The following is a 23069-nucleotide window of genomic DNA, read 5'->3' on the forward strand; positions in this document are numbered from 1 at the left end:
TTGCATTTTAGAGGAATTCCAAGCTTTTCGCCAGAACTATTTAGGTATATCGAAAACGCCGACCCTCATAAATATAAGCAGCTGGCCAAAGGAATAGATCAGCTGATGGATGAAGGTGTGGCGCAGCTTTTCATTAACAAGTATAATGGGCGGAAAATTATTGGCACAGTTGGCGCTTTGCAGTTCGACGTTATTCAATACAGGCTCGAACATGAATATGGAGCCTCGTGTCGATACGAACCATTCAACTTATATAAAGCTTGCTGGATTGTTAGTAAGAACAAGGTGCAGCTCGAAGATTTTAGGAAAAGAAAGTATAATCAGCTTGCCCTCGACAAGCATGGCAGAGAGGTATTCCTTGCCGAAAGTTCTTACGCATTGCAGATGGCACAAGATAAATTTCCGGATATCCAGTTTCACTTTACATCGGAGTTTTAGGTTACCATAGATTAATATTTGGCACTTGTAGACTCGCAAAGAACTACTTTCTTTTACCTGAAGTAGTTTCTTAATGTGTTGAATAACAGTTTGTATATCAATATTGCCTCTACCAAATTAGAGCAATTAACAGATATAGGTGGAATGTAATTGCAAAAACTATCAGTATGCAGGAAAAGCCGAATGTCTTTGGCAACTTTTCTTGCGATTAAAAGTAATTATCTAGCCTAAACTGCGACGATTTTTTCATTATTTGAACTATTTTGGCGCATAAATCATATAAGAAATGAAACAGTTTAGAAGTTTTGCCAGTGATAATAATTCAGGCGTTCATTCTCGAATTATGGACGCAATTGTTCAAGCCAACGTGGGGCATGCAATTGGTTATGGTGACGATGATTATACAAAGAAGGCTATTTCTCTGTTGAAACAGCACTTTGGCCCGAGTTCGGAACCATTCTTTGTCTTTAACGGTACAGGAGCAAATGTCACCGGCTTAATGGCTGCAACAAAAAGTTATAACGCCATTATCTGTGCTGAAACTGCGCATATTATGGTAGATGAATGTGGGGCTCCTGATAAATTTACAGGATGCAAGCTTCTCTCACTGCCAACCCTTGATGGCAAACTAACGCCTGTGCTTGTGAAGCACCATCTGCATGACTTCGGTGTTGAGCATCATTCACAGCCCAAAGTAATCTCCATAAGTCAAACTACCGAAATGGGGACGCTCTATTCACCAGAAGAGATTAGTAATTTGGCCAATCTGGCTCATCAAAATGGCATGCTGCTCCACGTGGATGGTGCCCGATTATCCAACGCTGCAGCCGCACTAAATATGCCCTTTAAGGCATTTACCGCCGACTGTGGTGTCGATTTTGTAAGTTTTGGTGGTACTAAAAATGGCATGATGTACGGCGAGGCAGTGGTGATCCTTAACCCTGAGATTGGTGCCGATTTTAAATTCATTAGGAAGCAAGGGATGCAGCTTGCATCAAAAATGCGTTACATTTCTGCACAGTTCATTGCTTATCTGGAAGATGATTTTTATCTCGAAACGGCAAGGCATGCCAATAAGATGGCTAAGCTGCTGGAACAAAAACTTTTAGAAATACAGCAGATTACTATTACACAGACTGTTACGGCAAATGGTATTTTTGCAATTTTGCCACATCAAGCTATTGCTGAACTTCAGAAGGAGTATTTTTTCTACATCTGGAACGATTCGCGATCCGAAGTTAGGTGGATGACCTCATTTGATACAACAGAAGCAGATATTGACGGTTTCATCGATAAGCTAAAGCAAGTGTTGAAAAAATATTGACGAATGTTTCATTTGAAGTGACCAATTACCATAATATACTTATTGTATTGAATGTCAGCAATTATTGAGTTGCTGACATTTTTTTTTAACACTTATTAAGTTGGTTATATGGCTCATGTCTATTGAGTTTTAGAGTTTTTTATTGCTACTTTCGAAAAAAAATCCTCCTCCAATGAGCCGCATTCTCAAAACCATTTTCCTTCTTTCATCATTTCTGTTTCTTGATTTTGCAACTCAAAGCACCTTATCATCTGCAAATTCGGAAGCATCCCATAGCGATTGCTTTAATTGTGCCACTCCAAGGTTTTCCAATGCTGATTTCAACTCTGAATCATTCAAAACCATAGATGGGAAAGTAGACCGATTTATGCACGAATGGAATTTAAAGGGAGTTTCAGTCGCTATAGCCAAGGATGGAAAGCTGCTTTTTGCCCGCGGGTATGGATTTGCCGATATAGATAAGCAGACCCCAGTTGAACCCTATAGCCGATTTAGGGTAGCAAGCATATCGAAACTTGTTACTGCGGCTGCAATCATGAGATTAGTGGAGGATAATAAAATCAACCTTGACCAAAAAGTATTTGGACCACACGGCATATTGACCGATTCGACCTATGGAAAGCCTAAAGATGTTCGAATGTATGATATTACCGTCAGGGAGTTGCTTAACCATTCCGGTGGGTGGAGTGCACGTTACGGTGATCAGATGTTTATGTCCGACTACATTGCTCAACAGTTAGGAGTTCCAAAACCTCTTAAGTTGGACGACATTATCCGTTTTGTCTTCACTAAGAGCTTACACTTTAAACCAGGAACTCACAGTTCCTATTCCAATTTTGGTTATGCTTTGCTCGGTAAAATAATTGAAAAAATTACCAATATGCCATACGAGCAGTATGTTGAAGTAAATCTGCTCAAGCCACTTGGAATTAACAGCATGGCAATTGGCCACTCTACTCGAGATAGCCTATTTTCTGATGAAGTTTCCTATTACGAAGTTCCAGAGGCAAAAAAAATTGAACCATTTAATGGCAATGGCCATTTAGTTAGCAAAAGTAATGGTGGATACGATATTCAAACCCTCAGTGCAGCTGGAGGTTGGGTGGCTAACTCAGTAGATCTTATAAAGCTGGGTCTTGCGCTAGATGGCGATAAATCGGTACCCGATTTAATTCCTCAAAATTTAGTCGATACCATGATTACTAGGCCAAAAGGATTTCTTCCTATTGGCTGGATCAGAGCAACAGAAGAGGGAAGGTTAGTTAGAACCGGAAACTTTGCAGGAACTTCAGCCATTTTGGTTAAGGAACCCGATGGAGTATGTTGGGTTTTTCTCACAAATACAAGCCCATGGGTAGGATCCAAATTTCCTTCGAAAATTAGTAACTTTATGCACGGGGTCTTAAAAACACTTCCCGAGTTGGATTATGCAGATTCTTACTCGTTTAAAAACGACGAGGAATTCCCAGCAGAAGAAACTGCTAATTAAGGCTGAAATTTTCGTGAAGTAACGCTTCCTGATTCTTAATAATTACTTGGAATTTAAGAATTTTCAACAAAAATAGTTCGATGCTCTGCTGGTCTTGAAAGGCTGCTAATTTGTATTTTTCCTCGGGTGAAAGAAATATTTTGTTGGCAATGTCAAAAATATCGGTTTTTGAGGATGTGGTCATAGTTCCAAGGTAATCATTAATGTTGATCCCAAGGCGCTTAACCAGAACCATTATTTCTGGATTATTGGTATAAATGGAAGTTTCCCTTGCAAATACATCTCCGCCACCGTAGAGCTTTCCTGGAAGTTGAGACATATAATTCACAATTTCAAACAAACCAATACCCTTAAGGGTAATAACCATTTCGCCTTTACTATTTTCAGCCAAAACCTTTTCCAGAATTACCTCTGTTCCAATTGAAGACAACCCCTTTTGAGATATGAATGGTATTCCGAAGGTCATGCCGGTCTCCTTTACATCCTTAATCAGCTCCTTATAGCGTGACTCAAAAATGCGCAGTGGTATCGATTCCTTTGGAAAAACAAAGGATGGTAGTGGAAACATGGCCATTCTTTTTAATTTTTTTTCCATCTGCTCTTATTTTCTGAATAATGAACGAAAAGCCTATTTTTGACGTTATTTAGTTGTTTGTAATCGACTATCATTAAAACGGATTATGGTATGAAAAAGTTCATTTACGCAGGCCTGCTATGCTTTTTGTGTGGGGCTATAGCTCCACAATTTATAAATGGGCAGGTTGCTTATTCTCGAAAGTTGGCCGATTTTGATAAGGTGGAGGTATATGGCGACATATATATGGAGTTAACGCCTGGAAATTCTCCAAACATTAGGGTAGAAGGGGAAGGTATTTCATCTGACGATTTGGTAGCCAAAGTTGATGGCCAAACTCTTGTGGTTCAGCTGAAGCCCAGAATTTACGACCAAATTTCAGTTAAAATATACGTTACCTACACCGTGCTTAGAGGAATTAAGGTTGGTGCAGCCGCCAACACCGTATGTAATGGAACGGTAACTGGCGATAAGGTTGATGTGGAGGCTAGCAGCTCCTCCAACTTGCGCATAAATCTCGATGTAACCACTGCTACGCTGCATGCATCGCTTGGAGCAACAATTTATGCAACTGGGAAAGTTGGTAGCCTTGAACCCAGCGCAATTACTAAAGGAATTGTGGCAGCATACGGATTAATTGCAGACAAGGTATTTGCATCTGCATCGCTTGGTGGCATTGTAAAGGTTAACCCACAGAGCTATCTAGAGGCAAAGGGAGGTACTGGAGGAGCCGTTTACTACTGTACAAAACCCAAAGAGATAAAGACTAACACTTCACTTGGAGGAAGAGTGGATGAGGTTCCGAATATGGATACTAATCCAGCAGCATCTGACTCTATTTAATATTTAGCCAATACATTGATAAATAATGTATTGGCTTTTCTTTGTAAATTAATTAACCATGTGGTTAAAAAAAGTGGTTAAAATATTTGGAGTATTGCATTAGACCTAGCTATATTTGCATAAGTTTAACTAATAGGTTAATCTCGATGGTTAAGAATAAGGAGCTGAGTACAGAAACCGAGGACAGGATACTTATTGCCGCTCGTAAAGTATTCATTGCAAAAGGAATGGAAGGAGCAAGAATGCAGGAAATTGCAGACGAAGCACAAATTAACAAAGCTCTTCTTCACTACTACTTTAGAAGTAAAGAGTTGCTTTTCGAAAAAGTGTTTATTGAAGCAGTTCAAAATGCATTTCCCTCAATTGCGGAGTTTATTATTGCAGACAGGCCGTTTTGGGATAAGATAGAATTCTTTATCGACAGATATCTTTCTCTTATTCAGGAAAATCCCATTATTCCAGCATTTATTATGCAGGAGATGAATCGTGATCCCGAAAATCTTGTTCAAATACTCAAGGGCAATAGCATCAATTTTAAGGATATTGCTACAGTAATAAAACAGGATATTGATAAAGAGGGAGCAACCTTAATACCAATTTCACCTGAGCACTTTATTGTGAACCTTATAGCACTTTGCGTTTTTCCTTTTGTTGCTGCTCCCATGATAAAGTATAATCTATTTAATGGTGACAGCGAACGGTTTAACCAAATGCTTGCAGAGCGTAAGAAAGTGGTAATAATGTTTGTGAAGTCGGCCATGAAAAAGCATTAACCAATTCTTTAACAGCTAATTTTTTACCTCTAAAATAAACAGTTTACGGATGAAAAGAATCTTCACCGGTTTGATGCTTCTTATGAGTATCGCTGGAACTGCACAGGAAACTAACCTTTGGGTTCTTTTGCAAAAATCTCAGGAGAATTACCCTCTTGCAGCCAATGGCGCACTTATTGATTCGATAACTCGGTTAAAAGAGCAGAACAGCCAAATCATGTGGTATCCGCATGTCAATTTGGTTGGCCAGTCTACCTATCAATCTGCAGTAACTAAGCTCGCCATGCCGGCTCAATTCCAGGCTATTGAGCCTAACCTGAGCAAGGATCAGCATAAGATTTACCTAGATATTTCGCAAATGCTCTACGATGGTGGGGCTGCTTCTAGCCAAAGAATGCTGGCTGAAGCAAATGGTGCAAGCCAGCAAGCTCAGCAAAAACTTAACATGCATGATCTTAAGTCACAGATTACGAGCGCCTATTTTGCTGTGCTTCTTGCCAACGCCAGTCTTCAACAGCAAGAGAGCCTTGCTAAAGTGCTACAAAAGCGCTTAGGTGATGTAAATGCTGGGATTGTGAGTGGCACTCTAATGAAATCGTCACAATCAATAATTAAAGTTCAGCTAATACAGGTGAAACAACAGATTGATGAGATTAACTCCGCAAAGAGTTATGCGATGCAAGTTCTCTCACTTCTTTCCGGCGTAGCTATTTCGGATAGCGCAAAATTCTCTTTTCCTGACACAATTCCTGCCTACAACGGTTCTATGCCAGAACTGAACGCAATCGATGCTCAGATTAACCAGCAAAATGCATTAGAAGAGCTTACCAAAGTTAATCGTCGACCCCAACTTGCAGCATTTGGTCAGGCCGGTTATGGGAAACCTGGTCTCAATATGCTTGGAACTTCGTGGGACACGTACTATCTTGTTGGGGCCAAATTATCATGGAACATTTGGGATTGGAATAAGACAAAGCACGACAGGCAAGTGATTAGACTTACGCAAAGTCAACTGCAAGACCAGAAAAGTGCCGTTACGACCAATATGACCCTAAAAATTGATCAGCAGAATCTAATTATTCAAAAACTTACTAATCAGCTCGAAAGCGACCAGCAAATAGTGAATCTCCGAAGTCAAATATCTGGTGAAACATTGGCGGCTCTAAAAACCGATACCGCAAGGGAAAGCGACTATGTTTCCGATCTCAACAATGAATATCAAGCACGCTTGGAGATGGAAAAACATAGGTTGCAGCTGCAGCAAGCAAAGGTGCTCAAGGTAATTATTTCAGGTTTTTAACATTTAAAACTACAATATATGAAAGTTCAGTTAATTGCTGCAATAATCAGTGCTGCAGCACTTTCAAACGGATGTCAGAGTGGTGAACCTAAGTCAGATGCTTACGGTACATTTGAATCAACAGAAACTACCATCTCTTCTGAAATGCAGGGCAAGCTACTTTCCTTCAATGTGGAAGAGGGTAATCAGCTGCAAAAAGGAGTGGTGGTTGCACAGATTGATAGCGTTCAGGCATACCTTAGGGTCCGTCAGCTTCAAGCACAGCTGAAGGCCACCGAATCCCAGAAAAACGTAATTACTGCACAGGGTAACGTTTATGCCCAGCAGCTTATTAATGTAAATAAAGACTACAAGCGAATCAAAGAACTTTTTGCTCAAGGTGCTGCCACCCCAAAGCAAATGGACGATGTGGATGGACAGGTTAAGCTTATTGAGGCTCAAAAGAAGGCTGTAGATATTCAACTGCAAGAGGTTACCGATCAAGCAACAGCAATTGATATGCAGCTTATGCAAGCAAAGGACCAGCTGTCACGTTGCAAAGTGATTAATCCTATCACTGGGATTGTTTTGGTAAAGCTAGCAGAAATGGGTGAGATCGTCGCGCCTGGAAAAAGCCTCTACCGCATTGCTGACATGGATGAGCTCACACTTCGCGTCTACATCTCCGAAAATCAGCTTAGCTCAATTCATATTGGTGATAGCGTAGTAGTAGTTACCGATAACCAAAATGCATTGAAAGAGAATAAGGGCATAGTAAGCTGGATCTCTTCAGAGGCTGAGTTTACACCAAAGATCGTTCAAACACGCGAAGAAAGAGTGAAGTTGGTTTATGCCGTAAAAGTGAGGGTGAAGAACGATGGCAGTTTTAAAATAGGGATGCCAGGCGAGGTCCGCTTTATTAAGAAAGACTAGCAATGAGCGTAACCATGGAAAACAGTGTTGTTGTAGAAAAGCTGTGCAAAAGTTATGGCTCGACAGTGGCCATCAACAACATAACCTTCTCAGTAAAAAACGGGGATATATTTGGCCTAATTGGCCCCGATGGAGCCGGGAAGACTACACTATTCCGTATACTTACCTCTCTGCTTACACCCGATAGTGGGAAGGCGCTAGTTTGTGGTTTAGATCCGGTCGTCGATTACAAGAAATTACGATTGAAAATTGGCTACATGCCAGGCCGGTTTTCACTCTACCAAGATCTGTCGGTGGAGGAAAATCTTAATTTCTTTGCAACAGTTTTTGGAACCTCCTTAAAGGAAAATTACTTCCTCATTAAGGATATCTACAGCCAAATTGAGCCATTTAAGGATCGTCCGGCCGGCAAACTTTCCGGGGGAATGAAGCAAAAGTTGGCATTGAGCTGTGCACTTGTACATAGGCCAGAAATACTATTTCTCGATGAACCGACTACTGGTGTGGATGCAGTTTCCCGACGAGAATTTTGGCAAATGCTCAAGCGACTCAAGGACTATGGTATTACGATTGTAGTGTCGACGCCTTATATGGACGAGGCTAGTTTGTGTGATAAGGTTGCCTTGATGAGCCAGTCGAAGCTGCTGGTAGAAGACACTGTTGAACGGATAAATGCTCAATACCCATTTCCTCTGTTTGCAGTTTCGGGTGGCAAAATGAGTAAGATACAGGAGGTATTGCGTAAGCAAAAGTACATCAATTCAGTTTACCGCTTTGGACAGGTGTTACACGTTTCCCTCAAACCTAACTCTGGCATTCATGAATTGCAGAGTGGATTAAGTTCAAGCGGTTTTTCCGATGCAAAAATAATCCCCATAGTGGCAGGTATTGAAGATTCATTTATGATGCTATCAGAATAATACGCAATGGATAATTCAGATAACAAGGTAATTAAGGCTGTTGACCTAACTAAAAAGTTCGGGAATTTTGTGGCAAACAGTAATTTGAACTTTGAGGTGGAAAAGGGTGAAATTTTTGGCTTTCTTGGCGCCAATGGTGCTGGAAAAACAACTGCCATAAGAATTATGTGCGGGTTATTGGAGCCAACATCTGGAAAGTTGGAGGTGGCCGGGTTTGACGCGTTTCATCAACGTGAGAAAATTAAGCAGTCTATCGGGTATATGAGCCAGAAGTTCTCCATGTACCAAGACCTTACGGTGGAGGAAAATATACGTCTATACGCTGGTATTTATGGTATGCAGCGTAGAGTGATTGCTGAAAGAACCGATTTTTTGCTCAATAAACTTGGTATGTTCACCTCAAAAAAAACATTAATTGCCGACCTCCCTCTTGGTTGGCGTCAGAAGCTTGCCTTTTCGGTTGCCATATTTCACCAACCTAAAATTGTTTTTCTCGACGAGCCCACTGGCGGAGTTGACCCCATCACCCGTAGGCAGTTTTGGGATTTGATTTACGCTGCTTCAGATGAGGGCATTACGGTATTGGTTACCACTCACTATATGGATGAGGCTGAATATTGCCAGCGAGTAAGCATAATGGTCGATGGTAGAATTGACGCGCTAGGAACACCCTTAGAATTGAAACAGAAGTATGAGTCCGACTCCATGAACGATGTATTCATTAGAATAGCAAGACCCGATTGGAAATAATGGATTCCTGAAAATTTAAAACGACCAAACGTGAAATATTTCATAGCATTTGTAAAAAAAGAGTTCCGGCACATCTTCCGCGACAGGAGGACGCTACTCATACTGTTTGGAATGCCCATTGCGCAAATTTTAATTTTCGGTTACGTAATCAAAAACGAAATCAAGGATGCTGCCATTGCCATTCACGATAAATCATTAGACTACCAAACACGTGAAATTAGTAATAAGTTGACCTCCTCCGGCTATTTTGTTTTAAAAAGCGATATTAATGATATATCCCAATATGAGGAGCTTTTTCGCCTTAATGCAGTGAAGGAGATTGTTGTTTTTGAGCCAAACTTTGCCAAAAACATAGGTCAAGGAGACCAAGGAAAAGTTCATATTATTACCGATGCCTCAGAACCGAATACGGCAGCCATGCTATCGTCCTATACCAATGGTATTATCAATTCATATGCAGCAAACAACATTTTAACTCAAGACCAGAAGGAACAGGGTATTAAAGCGGAAACAAGGATGCTTTACAACTCCGATCTTAAGGATGTTTTTATGTTTATTCCCGGCACAATGGCCTTGATTCTAATGCTTGTTTCGGCAATGATGACATCTGTATCAATAGTTAGAGAAAAGGAACTTGGAACCATGGAGATTCTACTTGTTTCTCCACTAAAACCTTACCATATCATTCTCGGGAAGGTTGTTCCATATCTCCTCCTAGCATTTTTAAACGCGGTGGTTATATTATTACTGGGAATATTTGTTTTTGGGCTGCCAATACGAGGAAGCATCATACTCTTGCTATTTGAATCGTTGCTATACATTATGCTTGCGCTCTCCCTTGGCATTTTTATCTCCACCATAGCCAAAAATCAAATGATGGCCATGTTTATTTCCATGTTTGCACTTATGCTTCCAACTACGCTGCTTTCGGGCTTCATTTTCCCAATTGAGAATATGCCAAAAATACTGCAATATCTAACATTGATAATGCCTCCACGTTGGTATATCGTTGTTGCAAAAGCGGTGATGCTGAAGGGTGCTTCAATTTTTGTAATATGGAAGGAAACGCTGATACTAATTGCCATGATTTTTACATTTCTATCGCTTAGCATTATCAAGTTTAAGGAACGTTTAAACTAGTCCACATGAAATCACTTCTATTTCTCTTGGAAAAAGAGTTTACTCAAATTTTTCGCGATAAAACCATGCTGAAGATGATGGTGGGCGTTCCAATACTTCAGCTGATTATACTTGTAAATGCTGCAACATTTGACCTCAAGAACACAAATTTAGCCATAATGGACTTCGACATGTCCAAAAGTTCCCAGGAGCTGGTAAAGCGATTTTCGGATTCACCTTTCTTTACACCAGTTTTATCCACTAATTCCGAGAATGAGGCTTATACAGCAATTGAAAAGGGGAAGGCTGATGCGATTTTAACAATTCCCCGTGATTTTGAGCGGGACATTGTCGTTAAACACAATGCATCTGTTATGGTTGAGATAAACGCCATAAATGCCTCTGCTGCAGGCCTAATAAATAGCTATTCCAACACAATTATTACCCATTTCAACCAAGACCACTTAATACCAGGACAAAAGATAACCATGCCCATTAAAGCAGATATTGCCTACTGGTACAACCCAGAACTGAACTATAAACTCTTCATGCTTCCTGGTATTTTGGTGATTTTAGTGACCATTATGGGTTCTTTTATGGCGGCAATAAATATGGTGAAGGAGAAGGAGTTGGGAACCATTGAGCAGCTTAATGTTACACCATTAAAAAAATCAAGCTTTATAGTCAGCAAGCTTCTTCCATTCTGGGTTATTGCCATCATCGAGCTATCTTTTGGGCTGCTAATTGGCTTTGTGCTATTCAACCTCCAAGTAAAGGGCAGTTTTTTTGTCCTCTACAGCTTCACCGCCATCTACTTAATTGCCGTTTTGGGGCTTGGCCTTCTAATTGCGGCACTGTCTGATACTCAGCAGCAAGTTATGTTCGTTTCGTTCTTCTTCTTGCTTATTTTTATTCTAATGAGCGGCATATTTACTTCGGTTGAAAGTATGCCGCGATGGGCGCAAGAGGTAAACGTAATTAACCCAATATCCTACTTTATGCGCGTTATTAGGATGGTAATATTGAAAGGATCTGGGTTTTATGAAATACGGCAGGAGTTGTTGGCAATGACAATCTTTGCTATAGTAAGCCTAACAATTTCAATTAAAGCTTTTAGAAAAACTGTTTCTTAGAATATGCTATTCAACCAAGCAGATACCTTGGAGAATCACAAATGTTTCAAAAAAGTAGATAAGTATTGGGGCAGTTGGGCGCTAAATTTCTATATTAGCATCCAATTGACCAACATTTATATGCACTTAAACGGCCAACTTCGACTAGCGAAATTATTAGTGGTTATCCTGCTCATTGTGGGTGGTTTATTTGCTCCCAATCGACTTAATGCTCAAAGCAATTTTCTATCTATTGGGGGGAAAGTCGGGCTGTTAAACACCAAGCTGAAAGGAGCAAATATCACTCTTGTTAAGGATGGAGTTGCGCAAAGTCCCGTTGAGATTACAAATACTTTTGCAATCGATCTTGATTATGGATCGCAGTATCTTGTAAAATTTGAGAAGGATGGCTTTGTTACCAAGATAATCTCCATTGACACCCGCCTTCCGGAAAATGTTAAACCAAAATCTGTATACCTCGAGTTTGCCGTAGACTTACCGCCAAAAACAGAAGGTGTTGATGTTGAAATGTTCAATAATCCAGTTGGTAAAATCAAGTACAATGCCGATGCTGGAACCTTCGGCTATGATACAGATTATTCCATGACGGTAAAACAAAAAATTGCCGATAAGGAGCTGGAGTTGGTTAAGGCCGATGCTCAAAAGAAGCAAGAGGCTGAGCAGAAAGCAAAGGATGATGCAAAAGCAAAAGTTGCGGAACAGCTTAAGCAACAGCAGCTCGCTGCTCAGCAAGCCGCTTTAGCGAAGACGCAGCAAGCTGTCGAAGCCAAGCAAAAGGAAGAAGCTAAGCAAAAGGCAATTGCCGATTCTCTTAGAAAGGTTGAAGAGATTAAGCAGCAGCAAGCGGTTCTTGCTGCAAAAGAAGAAGCAAGAAAGAGGATGGTACAGGATTCGCTGAGAAGAGTCAACGATGAAAAGGCAAAAATTCTTGCAGATCAGACAGCAAAGGCGGAGGCTGCACGCATTGCAGCGGAAACGCAGAAACGAGTTGAGGAACAGGCTCAATTGGCTGCTGCAGCTAAGGCAAGGGAGGAGGCTCGAAAAAAGGCAATTGCAGATTCTCTTCAAAAGGTTGAACTTCAGCATCAGCAGGCACTTGCCCTTGCAAAAGTTCAGGAGTTAGCTCGTCAAAAAGCAACGGCAGATTCCTTGAAAAAAGCACAGGAATTTGCCAAGCAACAAGCGGACCTGAAGGCAGCGATAGCTGCCAAAGAGTTGGCCCATCAAGACTCATTACGAAGAGTTGAACAGACAAAGACCAAGCTGCTTGCTGAACAGAAGGCTAAAGAAGAAGCCGCCCGCATTGCATTGGAAACCCAAAAGAAGGCAGATGAACTGGCGCATTTGACGGCTGTTGCCAAGGCAGCAGCGGAAGCAAAAAAACAGGCTACTGCTGACTCCCTTCAAAAGGTGGAGCTGCAACGCCAGCAAACCGCTGCATTGGCAAAGACTCAGGAGGAAGCCCGCCAAAAAGCTGCTTCAGACTCTTTGAAGAAAGTCCAAGACATTGCCAAACAACAGGCTGCCCTAAAGGCAGCGATGGCTGCCAAAGAATTGGCCCACCAAGACTCACTGAGAAGGGCAGAGGATGCAAGGGCCAAGCAGCTGGCAGACCAAAAAGTTAAGGAGGAGGCAGCGCGTATTGCTTTGGAAAACCAGAAGAAGACTGAGGCGCAAGCAAAATTGGCATCGGAGACCAAGATTGTGGAGCAGGCTCGCCAAAAGGCTATTGCTGATTCCTTGCAAAAAGATGAGCAGGATAGGCAGCTTGCACTCCAAAAGGCAAAAATAAATGAATTGGAAAGGCAAAAAACACTAGCCGACTCTCTTGCCAAAGTTGATTCTATTAAAAAGCAACAGCAAGCGATTCAGCTTGCAAAGGATGAGGTTCAAAGAAGACAGCTGCAGGATTCTGTTCAAAAAGCGGAAGAGTTTAGGCAGAAAACACTTGCAACTGAAAAGAAGAAAAAGGAGGACGAACTTAGAAAGGAAGCTCAAGATCGTAAACTTAAACAGCTTGAAATTCAAGTACAATCATCGCAGCTAAAGGAAGCGAGGGAGCAGATTGATGATGTGGAAAAGATGAACCTAAGCAAAATTTATTCCAACGAAAGAACGGTGGAAAACTATGACCGTCCTCGAGTTAAGGTAACCCGAATAATCTACAATAGGAACGGTATAATTACCGTTTTCATAAAGGCTGTACATGCTTTTGGCGAAACCTTCTATTTTGAAGACAATCAATCTATTTCAGAGACTTTCTATAATCTTGAAACATCTAAATAATCAGCAAGTTAACTTATTTATCCGAAGATTTACTTAAGGCATTGCTACATTTAGCTTTTCTTTTTTGTTAACGATGTAGTCAATCACATTTTCTACATAATATCAATGTCCATTATTAATTTTGGTTGTAGAGAAGAATGAAGGAGTAGGTTGGCGCTACACAAAACCATTCTTTTTTGGTAATTTTGTCGCAGTTAAGTCAATAAGACTTACCCAAGAAAATAAAATGGATACCCAATGCTAACCATAGATTGCAAAGGCTTACTTTGCCCACGACCATTAATTGAGGCTAAAAAGGCCTTCACGCAGGCACCAATTGGTGAAACGCTTGTAATTGTTGTCGATAATGAAACAGCCGTTTTTAACTTAACCAGCTATTTTATTGGGAATGGCGTTGATTCTCATACAAAAAAGGAGGGTAACCTTCACTTTGTTACAGTAAAAAAAGGAGTATCACAACAGACCTCCTTGGAAAATTCTAGGCCGGAGGACTACTGCCAAATTCCCCAACAAAATCATGCTAAAGAAAAAACCGTGGTATTGATAGCCAGCGACAAAATGGGAGAGGGTGATGCTGAACTTGGCTCTATACTCATGAAAGGTTTCTTCGTTGCCTTGGCTGAAGCAGAAACGGTTCCAGAGGAGGTGATATTCTATAACTCGGGCGTACTGCTAACTACTAAACAATCAGCAATTATTCAGTCGTTGGAACAGCTCAAGACTAAAGGGGTACAGCTAACAGCTTGTGGCACCTGTGCAGATTATTTCGATATAAAGAGCGATATTGAGATTGCAACTATTTCCAATATGTATAGCATTGTAACCGCCCTAAATTCTGCCGAGAAAGTTATAAAACCCTAGTATGCCGGAATTGCTGAAATACTTCGACAATGGTGCAACCAGCTTTCCAAAACCACCAGAAGTAGGTCAATTCATTCAGAATTACTTAGCATTTGGTGGTACCTACGGTAGAGGTGGTTATCCAAGAGCCGCGGAATCCACAGCGTTGGTTGAGCAGCTGCGCGATAAACTTGCCGTTCTTTTTGGTATTGGGCAGCCAGAAAATATCGCATTCTCAGCAAATTCGACCCAGGCTATCAACACCATTCTCCAAGGTTTGGATCTAAAGGGAAAGGATATCCTGATATCACCACTTGAGCACAATGCTGTTACTCGCCCTTTGGAGATGATTCGGAAAACTGTTGGAACTAGATTCCACATAGTTTCTCATTTTTCAGATGGGTTAGTTGATATTGACGGGCTGAAAAAGCAGATCAATGCACGGGTAGGCTTGGTTGTTATTAATCATCAAAGCAACGTAAATGGTCTTATTCAACCAATTGCTGAAATTAAGAAAGCTATAGGCACCATTCCAATTCTGGTGGATGCCTCGCAAAGTGCAGGTCATTCTAATATTGATTGCGATCGATTAGGAATTGATTATCTGGCGTTTACAGGTCACAAAGGGTTGATGGGGCCAACTGGAATAGGAGGATTTTATGCGCAGAATCCAGAGACAATTGAGCCCCTTATTTTTGGAGGCACCGGTAGCAACTCCGATAGCTTTGAGATGCCTTCTAACCTTCCTGATAAATTTCAAGCGGGAACCCCAAATATGGTTGGAACTGCAGGACTTTTAGGCGCCCTTATGGCAAACGTTATACCTCAGCATTCACACACAAGTTTTGTAGAGATGCTTTTAAATATTAAAAGTATTGAAGGTTTGGAGGTCCACTGTGCAGATGAAAAAGAAAAACAAGGGGAGACCTTCTCATTTCGCTACACCAATGAAAATCCTGGCGATACCGCATATCGGCTGTTTCAACTATTTGGCCTTGAAATGAGATCTGGTTTGCATTGCGCACCGTTGGCACATAAAACACTCGGTAGCTTTCCTCTGGGATTGGTAAGGATTTCACTTTCACCTTTTCACACGATGGACGATCTAGATTATCTAACAAATGCCATTGAAAAGGCGAGTTTAAGCCGTAAAAACTAAGCCAATGACCATTTTGTTGTTTCCAAATGTTCGCATGGTGATTAAGGCTGAAAAGCTCCTTTTGCACTTGGATATTAAGGCAATGGTTAGACCAGTTCCCACCAATATTACTGCCGAATGTGGCATGTGCCTTGAGGTAAATGACTCTGAGGTGGAGGCAATATTTGTGCAGCTGCAGGGTGCTGGATTTAATGCAACTATCACTAAAATATAAGAAATTGATGGATATTGATTTACTTTCGCTTGTGGAATATGGCGGATGCTCCTCCAAACTTCCGGCATCAGAGCTAGAAAAGGTGCTAAAGCATTTTCCAAAAATAACCGATCCAAACCTTCTTGTTGATATCGATAACCAAGATGATGCTGCTGTATACAGAATTTCCGAAAATCAAGCGCTAATATTTACCACCGATTTCTTTCCACCTATCTGTAGCGATCCATTTGAATTTGGTCAAATTGCAGCAGCAAACTCACTGTCAGATGTTTATGCAATGGGAGGGAAGCCACTTCTTGCGCTTAATATTGCCATGTTTCCTGCCACAATGCCACTAGAGGCGTATGCAAGAATATTGGAGGGTGGCCTCTGTAAGGTAACGGAATCTGGGGCTTTGCTCGTGGGGGGGCATACCATTGATGATACTCCACCAAAGTATGGATTAGCCGTTATCGGAATGGTCGATCCAACTAAACTTGTTACAAACGCTGGTCTTTCTCTTGGTGAAACTCTAATATTAACAAAGCCTATTGGTAGCGGTATTCTGGTTTCTGGGAAAAAAGTTGGATTGGCGAGTGAAGAGTCATACCATCAAGCACTCGAAAACATGAAAATTCTAAATTCCAATGTACTTGATTCATTCCAGCATGGTAGTGTGAGGGGCGGAACAGATGTTACTGGATTTGGACTTTTAGGCCATACGCTCAAAATGGCACGTGCAAGCAAAGTTTCCATTCATATTAAAGCATCATCTGTTCCTTATCTTTCCCAGGCATACAGTTTGGCAGATGATGGATGTATTCCCGGTGCTACATTTCGAAATTTAAAGTATGCCGAGAGCGAAACCTATTTTGCACCAAGCGTTCCATTTGCCTACCGGGCGCTGTTGGCTGATGCACAAACATCAGGAGGAATTGTTTTTGGAATAAATGCATCTTTGGCTCAGGACGCCATTTTAAAACTAAGGCAAAGTGGTGCTGTACAGGCTTCTATTATTGGCTTGGTTAAGGAAAAGGTTGACAATTACCATCTCTACATAACCTAACAAAATCCACATGGCACTGTTAGAGGGAGAAACATTTATATTTAACGTTTTGGCTCTGAAGCGCATTGAACCAGATTCAGAGCAATCCTTCTTTGTGCTGGAAGGTCCCAATGGAGGTAAGTTCTTGCTGCCAAGCCATCCTTATTCTGCATATGGAATCAAAGTAGGTGGCAAAATAGCCTGTAAGATTGATAAAATTAGCTGTTCTGGCAAGATATACCTTGAACCAGAAAACCCATTCTATAAGGTAGGGAATACTTACTCTTTCGAGGTTATTAAGGTTGAAGCCTGTAGTTTACAAAACGGGGAAAGGGCAGAGGTGGCTATTGTTCTTGACAAACTTGGAAATAAGATAGAGGTAAATGTCTATAAATCAACTATATCAGCCAAAACAATTACTTGCCTTGTAAAAGACATCAAAAAAGGACAATTGTATTTGGAATTTGGGAAAGATGTTGTTGATGGTGCCAATCTTGAAGCTGGTAGATGGTATGATTTTCATATTGCAGGTGAATATTTACATTCGGATGGAAAGAAGAATTTGATTCTAGTATCGGTAAGCAATGGCTCTCGGCATTTTATTTTGGCAAAAGATTATGAGCATTACGGACTAAGTGTTGGTCAAACCATTTCAGCATTGGTTACAAGGAGGGGTAGAAATGGATACTATTACTTAGAACCAAAACATCCTCAGTATATTATTGGGAATAAGTATTTCTTTGAAATAGTAGATGTGACGCAATTTACCAGGCAAGAAGATAATACTGATATAGTTCTGGTAACTGTTATTGATAGGTTACAGAAGAAGGCATCGTTTATGTGGTCCGATGAAAATCTACCACAAGTGGGAGAAAAAATTCAGTGTCAAGTTATCGGCCTCCGGAAGGGAAAACTAATTCTATCACAATAAAAAAGTGGATTTTTCTAATCCACTTAATCCTCATCATATTCGTCAAAGGAACTTTCATCTTGCTGTTCCGCTAGATTATCTGCTCCAGTAACAATATCTTCCTCCTCGCCATAGAAATCCTTGTCATCGTCATCCTTAGACTTATTATCAATCTTCACATCTACCTTAACTAGGTAGCTAGCGTCCTCATCATCTATGGTAAAGTAATAAAAGAAATCACCATTTGGCTTTTCAAATTTCTTTATAAAATCCCAATAGCCACTTGGATATTTTGCTTTAACCAACTCAAGTTGCTGTAAGGTTAAATTCTTAACGTTGGTGATGACACGTTTTTTAACTTTCTTTTCCATAGACGAATTGCCCTGATTTTTTTTGCAATTATACACTAAAAAATGAATATGCAAGAGGTATTTTCAATGGAAAATAAAAAAAATGTGGATAAGGTAATACATTAATTAACAATGACATGTTTATTTAGTGAGGGAATTATATTGGACTACAAAATTATTGCAGCTGATTTTAGCAGTAAAAAAAGAGCATTAATGAGTTTGCGTGATATCTAATTATAGTCCTATAATTAATATTATGTTAAGTAGTATGATGTAATAGAAGGGAGAACGAGTCCCCCTTCTATTACTGCGATATATTTTAAGTTCTAGTTCCCCTTAAGCGCTTTGCTTTTCTCTTGGAACTCCTTAAACTTTGCCATCATTTCATCGCTATCATTTCTAAAGCGGAAATACAAATTCTTGAGCGTTTCTACCACTACTAATTCGTTCGGATGCAACTGATATGATTTTTCAATGTAAGGTAACGCCTTTTTAAAGTATGTATCAGCTTGAACCAGAAGGCTATCGTATCCCTTTGTGTCCTCCATAGGCAACTTGTTTGCAGCTTCAACCTTAACAGCACCCTCGTTGTAATACATTACACCTAAGTTGAAATATGCGTCAAAATATTCTGGGCTAATTTCAATTGCTTTTTTGTAGGACTCTGCAGCCTTTTCTAAGTCTGGTAATTTCTCGTAGAGAGCTGCTTCTGCAAAATATAGAGATGCATTGGTTGGATCTGTTGCAATGGCCTTATCAAGATAGTTAATAACCTTTGTTGGACTCTCATTCTTAACAATGTAATAGTTAATCAAGGAAAGCATTAAGGTTTTGTTAGTTGGAAAAAGAGAAAATCCTTTTTCTATTTCTTCGCCTGCTTTAGCAGTATCGCCATCAGCCATATTGCAGTTATACAGATAGTAATAAAGTTCACCACTATTAGTATAGTTTATTTCGCGAGCTTTTTCTAGGTACTTTATGCCTTCATTACATTTACCTGCAAGCTGAGCAGTTACTCCAGCATAGTAGATAATGGCAGAATCGAGTTTGTCAACAGCTGGATTGCTTGTGCAAAGTTGAGACCCCTCAAAGGCATGAAATGCTTGAGCATAGTCCCTTTGAGTATAAAAGTTCATGGCTAAAACGTTGTATTTTAGAGCCAAAGCATTTAGACCTTCTGCAATTTTCTTGGTCTGCTTCTTGTCTGAATCTAGCGTGTAAGCTTTATCAAAGGATTTGTATGCATTGTGATAAGCGCTGTCGACAAACTGATTAGTTTCCTTCCAAAACGCAACTTTACCCCCTGATACATAGAGGCTAAAATACGGATATACATCCTCCTCAAATGGCTCACTATTAATCTCTACTTGGTTAGTCGAGGTGGGTGAACCATACATCAGCTTTACCTCTTGGATTGACATATTCATCCTCAGCTCATAGCTATGAACATCAATGGCATCCAAGTAAACCTCTCCCCTATTAATCCATGTTTTGGGATTATCAGCTTTCTTAGGGTTTTCAATGTCCTTAGTGCTCTTTTCAAACTTGCTCTTAACTTGGTCGGCATTAGGAATCCCTGTAACCTGCCCAAATGCTACTTGGCCAACAAGAGCTATTGTTACCGTTAAAAGATACTTTTTCATTGGTGTATCAGATTGGGTTAGTAATTAGATAATTGTGTAATATTAGTAAATATAAATTATTCCTCAAGCGGTGATTCTGTAATCAGGTCTACAATCTCCTCGTCATCACCTTTCTGAACAAGGGCAACAGCGGCTATTTCATCTTGCTTGCGAAGATTAATTAACTTCACTCCCTGCGTTGCCCTACCAGTAATCCGGATATCGCTAATATGCAGGCGAATTGTAATGCCGGACTTCGTTATGATCATTAGATCGTTGTTATCCGTAACGCCCTTAATTGCTATAAGTTTGCCGGTTTTATCTGTGATATTGAGAGTTTTAACCCCCTTGCCTCCTCTGCGGATTATTCGATAATCGTCTAGTTTAGAGCGCTTGCCAAAACCTTTCTCGGAAACAACAAGAATATCCTGAACATTCTCGTCGGTGCAAACCATACCAACTACTTCGTCAGCTGCAGTAATGCTTATACCCTTAACGCCAGAGCCTGTTCTTCCGATGGGTCTTACTTGGCCTTCTGGGAATCGTACCGCTTTACCTTCACGAGCAGCCAGTAATATATGCTCCTGCCCATCAGTTAACTTAGCCTCGATGAGTTGGTCCCCATCCTTAATAGTAATAGCATTTACACCAGTTTGACGTGGTCTAGAGTAAGCTTCAAGTGAGGTCTTTTTTATAATACCCTTCTTTGTGCAAAGGATAATATAATTTGAAGTAATATATTCTGTGTCAGTTAGTTTCTTAACATTAATATAAGCCTTTACCATATCGTCAGGCTTAATGTTAATAATATTCTGAAGAGCCCTACCTTTGGTTGCTTTGGCCCCTTCTGGAATATCGTAGACTTTCAACCAAAAGCACCTACCTTTTTCTGTAAAAAGTAGCATGGTATTGTGCATGGAGGCAACAAAAATGTGCTCAATGAAGTCCTCATCACGCGTAGTGGAACCCTTTGTGCCGACGCCTCCTCTATTTTGTGTTTTAAATTCAGTTAACGGGGTTCTTTTAATGTAGCCTAAGTGTGATATAGTGATTACCGCATCATCATCGGCATAGAAATCTTCCGGATTAAACTCTTCAGCATGTCGAATGATTTCTGTTCTACGATCATCACCATACTTCTCCTTTATTTCAATGAGTTCATCTTTAATAATTTTCATCTGGAGGCTAACATCCACTAAGATTTGTTTGTAGAAATCAATCTTTTGCATCAACTCGTCGTACTCCTCCTTAATCTTATCACGTTCAAGGCCTGTGAGGCTACGTAAACGCATCTCAATGATTGCTCTTGACTGAATATCGGATAGGTTAAAGTTGGTCATTAATCCTTCGCGGGCAGCATCGGGAGTTGCAGATGCACGAATTAATGCAATAATCTCGTCGATATGGTCAAGCGCAATGAGTAAGCCTTCTAGTATGTGGGCTCGCTTTTCTGCTTGATCAAGATCATACCTGGTTCTACGCATGATTACCTCGTGCCGGTGATCGACAAAGCAGGCTATCAACTCTTTTAAATTGAGCTGCTTTGGTTTGCCATCCACTAGGGCAATGTTATTAACCGCAAATGAAGATTGTAGTTGGGTTAATTTATATAGATTGTTCAGCACCACATTTGCAACCGCTTCCTTTTTGAGGATAATAACGATGCGCATTCCGTTACGATCGGACTCATCATTAATATAGGAGATACCATCAAGCTTCTTATCGTTGATCAAATCGGCAATTTTCTTAATCATTTCTGCCTTATTGACCATATAGGGAATCTCATTCACAATGATTTTAGCCCTACCGCTATCTGTAAATTCCAGCTCAGTTTTTGCTCGTATAACAATACGCCCTCGTCCTGTTTCAAATGCCTCTTTTACTCCTTGATAACCATAAATAGTACCACCTGTTGGGAAATCAGGCCCTTTCACATACTTCAATAGTTCATCAATAGTTATTTCCCGGTTATCAATGTATGCACAGGTTGCATCTACAACTTCTCTCAGGTTATGGGGAGCCATATTGGTTGCCATACCAACTGCTATTCCCGATGCTCCATTTACTAATAGCATGGGGATTCTAGTCGGTAGTACAGTTGGTTCCTCGAGCGAATCGTCAAAGTTTAGTCTAAAATCTACAGTATCCTTATCAATATCAGCTAAGGATTCCTCTGCTATTTTTTTCAAGCGAGCTTCGGTATAACGCATAGCTGCTGGGCTATCGCCATCTACTGAACCAAAGTTTCCCTGCCCATCAACGAGAGGATACCGGAGTGACCATTCTTGAGCCATACGAACCATGGCGTCGTACACCGAAGTATCACCATGTGGGTGATACTTTCCAAGTACTTCTCCGACAATACGTGCCGATTTTTTGTAGGGTTTATTTGCCATTAACCCTAAATCTGACATTCCAAATAATACCCTACGGTGCACTGGCTTTAGCCCGTCCCTAACATCAGGAAGAGCACGAGATACGATTACCGACATCGCATAGTCGATGTAGGCAGATTTCATCTCCTCCTCAATATTAATTTTCAGAATCTTTTCTCCTTCAGCCATAATCAGATGCTTTCTCGTTTTCTATTAGCGTGCTAAAGTACTCATTTATTATGGATTTTTAGGGTGTTGACCTACCTATTTATCAACAAATTTTGAGCTTTATAACAGGAATAAATCCTTTGGAGAAGAAAAAAGGCTAACTTTCGTTGAAACACAAAGTAAATGTTAAACAACAACCTCATTTTTGGGTTAATTGTATTATTTTAGTGCAAATTTTCAACAAAGGAGTATATATGGACTCTAACTTTTCAAAACGAATAAAAGATATCCTTAGCTATAGCAAGGAGGAAGCTATCCGACTTGGAAATCCTTCCATAGGGACAGAGCATCTGTTCCTCGGAATCTTGCGTGAAGGCGAGGGTATCGCGGTTGACATACTTAAATCGTTAGGTGCAGATATACAAGCACTTAAACAACTAGTTGAAGAAAGAATACGAACCGATATGGTTATGGATCTTTCTGAGTTGGAAAATTTAAATCTTTATAAATCAGCGGAGAGGGCCCTTAAACTCGTATTTTTGGAAG

The 23069-nt window shown here is 40.4% G+C and carries 22 protein-coding genes; 18 read left to right on the forward strand and 4 right to left on the reverse strand.

Annotated elements, in window-relative coordinates:
- From VMW01_11255 to VMW01_11265, 3 genes are all read left to right on the forward strand, one after another.
- A partial coding sequence (locus VMW01_11255; protein HUW06825.1) for a hypothetical protein occupies positions 1 to 438 on the forward strand: 438 nt, incomplete at its 5' end.
- 286 nt (positions 439 to 724) lie between these two features.
- Positions 725 to 1762 (forward strand): low specificity L-threonine aldolase, encoded by a 1038-nt coding sequence (locus VMW01_11260; GenBank protein ID HUW06826.1) that lies wholly within the window; start codon positions 725 to 727, stop codon positions 1760 to 1762.
- Between the two features lie 172 nt (positions 1763 to 1934).
- A complete protein-coding gene (locus VMW01_11265) occupies positions 1935 to 3251 on the forward strand; it encodes a serine hydrolase domain-containing protein (GenBank protein HUW06827.1) in 1317 nt (438 codons plus the stop codon).
- Here VMW01_11265 and VMW01_11270 read toward each other — a convergent pair.
- On the reverse strand, positions 3244 to 3846 hold the full coding sequence (locus VMW01_11270) for an LON peptidase substrate-binding domain-containing protein (GenBank protein ID HUW06828.1): 603 nt from the start codon (positions 3844 to 3846) through the stop codon (positions 3244 to 3246). The genes VMW01_11265 and VMW01_11270 overlap by 8 nt on opposite strands.
- A 90-nt stretch (positions 3847 to 3936) precedes the next feature.
- Between VMW01_11270 and VMW01_11275 the strand changes: the two genes are divergently transcribed.
- From VMW01_11275 to VMW01_11340, 14 genes are all read left to right on the forward strand, one after another.
- A complete protein-coding gene (locus tag VMW01_11275; protein HUW06829.1) occupies positions 3937 to 4668 on the forward strand; it encodes a head GIN domain-containing protein in 732 nt (243 codons plus the stop codon).
- A gap of 146 nt (positions 4669 to 4814) precedes the next feature.
- Positions 4815 to 5441 (forward strand): TetR family transcriptional regulator, encoded by a 627-nt coding sequence (locus VMW01_11280; GenBank protein HUW06830.1) that lies wholly within the window; start codon positions 4815 to 4817, stop codon positions 5439 to 5441.
- A gap of 49 nt (positions 5442 to 5490) precedes the next feature.
- Positions 5491 to 6741 carry a TolC family protein gene (locus VMW01_11285; GenBank protein ID HUW06831.1) on the forward strand — a complete coding sequence of 417 codons (1251 nt, stop codon included), beginning with the start codon at positions 5491 to 5493 and terminating at the stop codon, positions 6739 to 6741.
- An 18-nt stretch (positions 6742 to 6759) separates the two neighbouring features.
- Complete coding sequence (locus VMW01_11290; GenBank protein ID HUW06832.1) at positions 6760 to 7653, forward strand: HlyD family efflux transporter periplasmic adaptor subunit; 894 nt, start codon at positions 6760 to 6762, stop codon at positions 7651 to 7653.
- A 14-nt stretch (positions 7654 to 7667) separates the two neighbouring features.
- Complete coding sequence (locus tag VMW01_11295; GenBank protein ID HUW06833.1) at positions 7668 to 8573, forward strand: ABC transporter ATP-binding protein; 906 nt, start codon at positions 7668 to 7670, stop codon at positions 8571 to 8573.
- Positions 8574 to 8579: 6 nt separating this feature from the next.
- Positions 8580 to 9323 carry an ABC transporter ATP-binding protein gene (locus VMW01_11300; GenBank protein ID HUW06834.1) on the forward strand — a complete coding sequence of 248 codons (744 nt, stop codon included), beginning with the start codon at positions 8580 to 8582 and terminating at the stop codon, positions 9321 to 9323.
- A 30-nt stretch (positions 9324 to 9353) separates the two neighbouring features.
- Positions 9354 to 10463, forward strand: coding sequence for an ABC transporter permease (locus tag VMW01_11305; protein ID HUW06835.1), 1110 nt, complete (start codon positions 9354 to 9356; stop codon positions 10461 to 10463).
- Positions 10464 to 10468: 5 nt separating this feature from the next.
- Positions 10469 to 11575, forward strand: coding sequence for an ABC transporter permease (locus VMW01_11310; GenBank protein HUW06836.1), 1107 nt, complete (start codon positions 10469 to 10471; stop codon positions 11573 to 11575).
- A gap of 120 nt (positions 11576 to 11695) precedes the next feature.
- Positions 11696 to 13861, forward strand: coding sequence for a hypothetical protein (locus VMW01_11315; GenBank protein ID HUW06837.1), 2166 nt, complete (start codon positions 11696 to 11698; stop codon positions 13859 to 13861).
- 237 nt (positions 13862 to 14098) lie between these two features.
- Positions 14099 to 14722 carry a sulfurtransferase-like selenium metabolism protein YedF gene (gene yedF, locus VMW01_11320; GenBank protein HUW06838.1) on the forward strand — a complete coding sequence of 208 codons (624 nt, stop codon included), beginning with the start codon at positions 14099 to 14101 and terminating at the stop codon, positions 14720 to 14722.
- 1 nt (position 14723) lies between these two features.
- Entirely contained in the window at positions 14724 to 15860 is a 1137-nt protein-coding gene (locus VMW01_11325) for an aminotransferase class V-fold PLP-dependent enzyme (GenBank protein ID HUW06839.1), read from the forward strand.
- A 4-nt stretch (positions 15861 to 15864) separates the two neighbouring features.
- A complete protein-coding gene (locus VMW01_11330; protein HUW06840.1) occupies positions 15865 to 16074 on the forward strand; it encodes a DUF3343 domain-containing protein in 210 nt (69 codons plus the stop codon).
- 7 nt (positions 16075 to 16081) lie between these two features.
- On the forward strand, positions 16082 to 17119 hold the full coding sequence (gene selD, locus VMW01_11335) for a selenide, water dikinase SelD (GenBank protein ID HUW06841.1): 1038 nt from the start codon (positions 16082 to 16084) through the stop codon (positions 17117 to 17119).
- 10 nt (positions 17120 to 17129) lie between these two features.
- The gene (locus VMW01_11340) at positions 17130 to 18029 is read left to right on the forward strand and encodes a hypothetical protein (GenBank protein ID HUW06842.1); all 900 of its coding nucleotides are present in this window, start codon (positions 17130 to 17132) and stop codon (positions 18027 to 18029) included.
- 23 nt (positions 18030 to 18052) lie between these two features.
- Here VMW01_11340 and VMW01_11345 read toward each other — a convergent pair whose 3' ends face one another.
- The 3 genes from VMW01_11345 to gyrA form a co-directional block, all read right to left on the reverse strand.
- The gene (locus VMW01_11345) at positions 18053 to 18379 is read right to left on the reverse strand and encodes a hypothetical protein (protein HUW06843.1); all 327 of its coding nucleotides are present in this window, start codon (positions 18377 to 18379) and stop codon (positions 18053 to 18055) included.
- A 305-nt stretch (positions 18380 to 18684) separates the two neighbouring features.
- On the reverse strand, positions 18685 to 20001 hold the full coding sequence (locus VMW01_11350; GenBank protein HUW06844.1) for a tetratricopeptide repeat protein: 1317 nt from the start codon (positions 19999 to 20001) through the stop codon (positions 18685 to 18687).
- A 56-nt stretch (positions 20002 to 20057) separates the two neighbouring features.
- Positions 20058 to 22544, reverse strand: a complete 2487-nt coding sequence (gene gyrA / locus VMW01_11355; protein HUW06845.1) for a DNA gyrase subunit A — start codon at positions 22542 to 22544, stop codon at positions 20058 to 20060.
- A gap of 233 nt (positions 22545 to 22777) precedes the next feature.
- Between gyrA and VMW01_11360 the strand changes: the two genes are divergently transcribed.
- Positions 22778 to 23069 (forward strand): Clp protease N-terminal domain-containing protein (locus tag VMW01_11360; protein ID HUW06846.1); only part of this gene is annotated, 292 nt, incomplete at its 3' end.

Origin of the sequence: Williamwhitmania sp., from assembly GCA_035529935.1 — a bacterium.
Lineage (GTDB): Bacteria > Bacteroidota > Bacteroidia > Bacteroidales > Williamwhitmaniaceae > Williamwhitmania.